This is a genomic window from Streptomyces anatolicus (assembly GCF_019400875.1).
Lineage (GTDB): Bacteria > Actinomycetota > Actinomycetes > Streptomycetales > Streptomycetaceae > Streptomyces > Streptomyces anatolicus.
In genome coordinates, this window is sequence record NZ_WMBF01000548.1 from 1 (window position 1) to 3,917 (window position 3,917).

Consider the following 3,917-nt stretch of genomic DNA (forward strand, 5'->3'; position numbering starts at 1 on the left):
CGCCCCTCCCTGCCCGCGTACGTGCGCCAGCTCTGGCAGCGCCGTCACTTCATCACCGCCTTCGCGACCGCCAAGCTGACGGCGCAGTACAGCCAGGCGAAGCTCGGCCAGCTCTGGCAGGTGATGACGCCGCTGCTGAACGCGGCGGTCTACTACTTCGTCTTCGGCGTCCTGATGAACACCAAGCGGGACGTGGAGGACTACGTCCCGTTCCTGGTCACCGGCGTCTTCGTCTTCACCTTCACGCAGCAGTCCGTCATGGCGGGCACCCGCGCCATATCGGGCAGCCTCGGCCTGGTCCGCGCCCTGCACTTCCCGCGCGCCTCGCTGCCCATCTCGTACTGCCTGCAACAGCTCCAGCAGCTGCTCTTCTCCATGTGCGCGCTGGTCGTGATCCTGCTCTGCTTCGGCGTGCCGCCCACGGCGTCCTGGCTCCTGGTGGTCCCGGTCCTCGCCCTCCAGTTCACGTTCAACACGGGCCTCGCGCTCGTCATGGCCCGGCTCGGCAGCAAGACGCCGGACATCGCGCAGCTGATGCCCTTCGTGCTGCGGACCTGGATGTACGTGTCCGGGGTGATGTGGAGCATCGACGCGGTGCTCAAGGACCAGCACCTGCCGCACGCCGTGCAGCTCCTCCTGGAGTGCAATCCGGCCGCCGTCTACATCGACCTGATGCGGTTCGCGCTGATCGACAGCTTCACGCGGGGCCAGCTGCCGCACCACGTGTGGGCCTGGGCGCTGGGCTGGGCCCTGCTCGCCGGGGTCGGCGGCTTCCTCTACTTCTGGAAGGCGGAAGAGACGTATGGCCGTGGCTGAGACCCCACAGGGACAGGGGCGGGACGACAACGCCCCCACCGTCATCGTCGACCAGGTCGACATCGTCTACCGCGTCCACGGCGCGGGCGCCACGGCGGGCCGGGGCGCCGCGACCGCCGCGCTCGGCCGCATCCTGCGCCGGGGCGGTTCCCCCGACGTCCGCAAGGTGCATGCCGTCAGGAACGTGTCCTTCACCGCCCGCAGGGGCGAGGCCATCGGCCTGATCGGCACCAACGGCTCCGGCAAGTCCACGCTGCTCAAGGCGGTCGCCGGCCTGCTCCCCGTCGAGCGCGGCCGGATCTTCACCGACGGCCAGCCCTCACTCCTCGGCGTCAACGCGGCCCTGATGAACGACCTGACCGGCGAGCGCAACGTCCGCCTCGGCGCCCTCGCCATGGGCATGTCGCGCGAGCAGATCGAGGTGCGCTACCAGGAGATCGTCGACTTCTCCGGGGTCAACGAGAAGGGCGACTTCATCACGCTGCCGATGCGCACGTACTCCTCGGGCATGGCGGCCAGGCTCCGCTTCTCCATCGGCTCGGCCAAGGACCACGACGTACTGCTCATCGACGAGGCCCTGGCCACCGGGGACCGCTCCTTCCAGAAGCGCTCCGAGGCCCGCATCCGCGAGCTGCGCGAGCGCGCGGGCACGGTCTTCCTGGTCAGCCACAACAACAAGTCGATCCGGGACACCTGCGACCGCGTGCTGTGGCTGGAGCGCGGCGAGCTGCGGATGGACGGCCCCACGGCGGACGTACTGAAGGAGTACGAGCGTTTCACAAACCCGGACAGGTAGCCCTTTTGTCGCATCAATACGCGCATCCTTACACTATGGGAGCGTTTAGCAACAGAAGGAGTACGCGTGCAGCCACGGCTGAGTGTTGTCGTCCCCGTCTACAACGTCGAGCTCTACCTCGACGAGTGCCTGGAGTCGCTGGCGGCCCAGACCTTCACGGACTTCGAAGTGGTCATGGTCGACGACGGGTCGACGGACGGCAGCGCGGCCATCGCCGAGCGCTTCGCGGCGGCCGATCCGCGCTTCCGGCTGATATCCCAGGAGAACAAGGGCCTGGGCGCGGCGCGCAACACCGGCGTACGGGAGATGTCCCCGCACAGCGAGTACCTCGCGTTCGTGGACAGCGACGACACGCTGCCCGCCACGGCGTACGCACTGATGATCGAGACGCTGGACGGGACCGGGTCGGACTTCGCGGCGGGCAACGTGACCCGCTTCCGCTCCGCCGGGTACGTGCAGTCGCCCGTGCACCGCGTGCCCTTCGCGACGACCCGGCTGCGTACGCACGTCTCCAGGTTCCGCCCGCTGCTGACCGACCGCACCGCGTGGAACAAGGTCTACCGCCGCTCCTTCTGGGAGCGGCACCAGCTCGCGTACCCGGAGGCCATGCTCTACGAGGACGCGCCCGTCAGCGTCCCCGCTCACTACCTCGCGGACTCCGTGGACGTCCTGAGCGAGCCGATCTACAACTGGCGCGAGCGTGAGATCGGCGAGCGCTCCATCACGCAGAACCGCACCAATCCGCAGGGGCTGATCGACCGCGTGAGGTCGATCTGCATGGTCCGCGAGTTCCTGCTCGCGCGGGTCGGCGAGGACCCGATGTACGCCGAGCACCTGCGGGTCTACGACAACAACGCGCTCGCCGAGGAGATCCCCCTCTTCTGGCGGGTGCTGCCCGGCTCCGACGCCGCGTACCAGGAGGCGTTCCTTGAGCACGTGGGCCGGCTCGTGCGCGAGATCGGGCAGGACGCGGTGCGGGCGCTGCACGTGCCGCACAAGCTGAAGCTGTACCTGACCGTGCACCGGCGCCTGGACGAGCTGATCGCCCAGCTGGAGTTCGAGAAGGAGCACCCCGGCTCGATCCCCGTCTCCGGGACGCTGCACCCGAAGGCCGACTACCCCTTCCTCGACCCGACCGCCCCCGTGCCGGACGCGGTGCTCCGCCTCGACCCTGAGCTGCGGCTGCGCAGCCGCCTCGACGAGGCGGCCTGGCACGACGGCAAGCTGTGGCTCTCCGGCTGGGCGTTCCCGCGCCAGCTGGGCGCCGAGTCGCGGAGCAAGGCGCTGAAGTCCCTGATCCTGAAGGAGAAGGGCACCCGCCGTACGGTCCTGGTGCCCGCGCGCAGCCATCTCGACCCGGAGGCCACGGTGGCCTCGGGAGCGGAGTTCCGGCACGCCGACTGGGCGGGCTTCGGGGCGCTGGTGAACCCGGCGCGGCTGCGGCGGCGCGGCAAGTGGGTCGACGGGCTCTGGCGGGTGCGGATCGCCGTGGCGGGCACGGGCTCGACCCCTCGGCGCGGGCCGCTGTACGGCGCGGGCACGGGTTCCGGCCAGACGCCGCCCGCGCACTGGGTCACCGAGGACGTCCGGGTGGCCCCGCAGATCCAGGACGGCGAGCTGGCGATCCGCGTGGAGACGGCGCACGCGCGTGCCCTTGAGGTCCGCGCGGAGGGCTCCGGCCTCCTCGTACGCGGCGTCCTGCGCACGGCGCCCGAGGGCGAGCCCCGCCTGCGCATGCGCCACCGCGAGTCCGGCACGATCCTCACGGTGCCGCTGGACCTCGGCGTCCCGCACGAGGGCCGCGTCCCGTTCACGGCGCTGGTGGACACGGCGTCCCTGAGGGAGGTCCGCGAGAACCACGAACGGTTGCGCCCGACGCAGGCGGAACGCGCGATTGGCCGCTGGGACATGTCGGTAGAGGTGACGCAGACCTCCGGCCTGGCTGTGGGCAATCGTTCCGCAGGGCGAGTGGGGCCTCCCCTGAAGGAGGCGCCCACCAAGACGACCCGCCTAGCCTTGATCCTGGACGACCGACAAGGCTTCTCCGGCGCCCAGTTCCCCCACGCCAACCGCACGGTCTACGCCCGCCGCAGCCCCGGCGGATACCTCCAGCTCTGCGACCAGCCGATCCAGCCCCTGGTGGACCACGTCTCCGTACAGCCCGACGGCACCGTCACCCTCACCGGCAGCTACCCCGCCGCCGGAACCCACGCCCTGGAACTGATCCTCCGCCAGACCTGGTCGGGCCACGAGTACGCATTCCCCGCCCACGCCAGGACCGGCCAGTTCACGGCAAGCTTCCTCC

The 3,917-nt window shown here is 70.3% G+C and carries 3 protein-coding genes; all 3 read left to right on the plus strand.

What is annotated here, in order from left to right; translation table 11 throughout:
* The coding region (locus tag GKQ77_RS29295; protein ID WP_219692120.1) for an ABC transporter permease at window positions 1-816 on the plus strand (816 nt) is incomplete at its 5' end.
* A complete protein-coding gene (locus GKQ77_RS29300) occupies window positions 803-1,612 on the plus strand; it encodes an ABC transporter ATP-binding protein (RefSeq protein ID WP_219692123.1) in 810 nt (269 codons plus the stop codon). The genes GKQ77_RS29295 and GKQ77_RS29300, both read left to right, overlap by 14 nt.
* 66 nt (window positions 1,613-1,678) lie before the next feature.
* On the plus strand, window positions 1,679-3,917 hold a 2,239-nt coding region (locus GKQ77_RS29305), incomplete at its 3' end, for a glycosyltransferase family 2 protein (protein WP_219692125.1).

Excerpts from the sequence above, each read along its gene's own strand:
- GKQ77_RS29300 (WP_219692123.1), top strand. The coding sequence starts at position 803 with ATGGCCGTGGCTGAGACCCCACAGGGACAGGGGCGGGACGACAACGCC.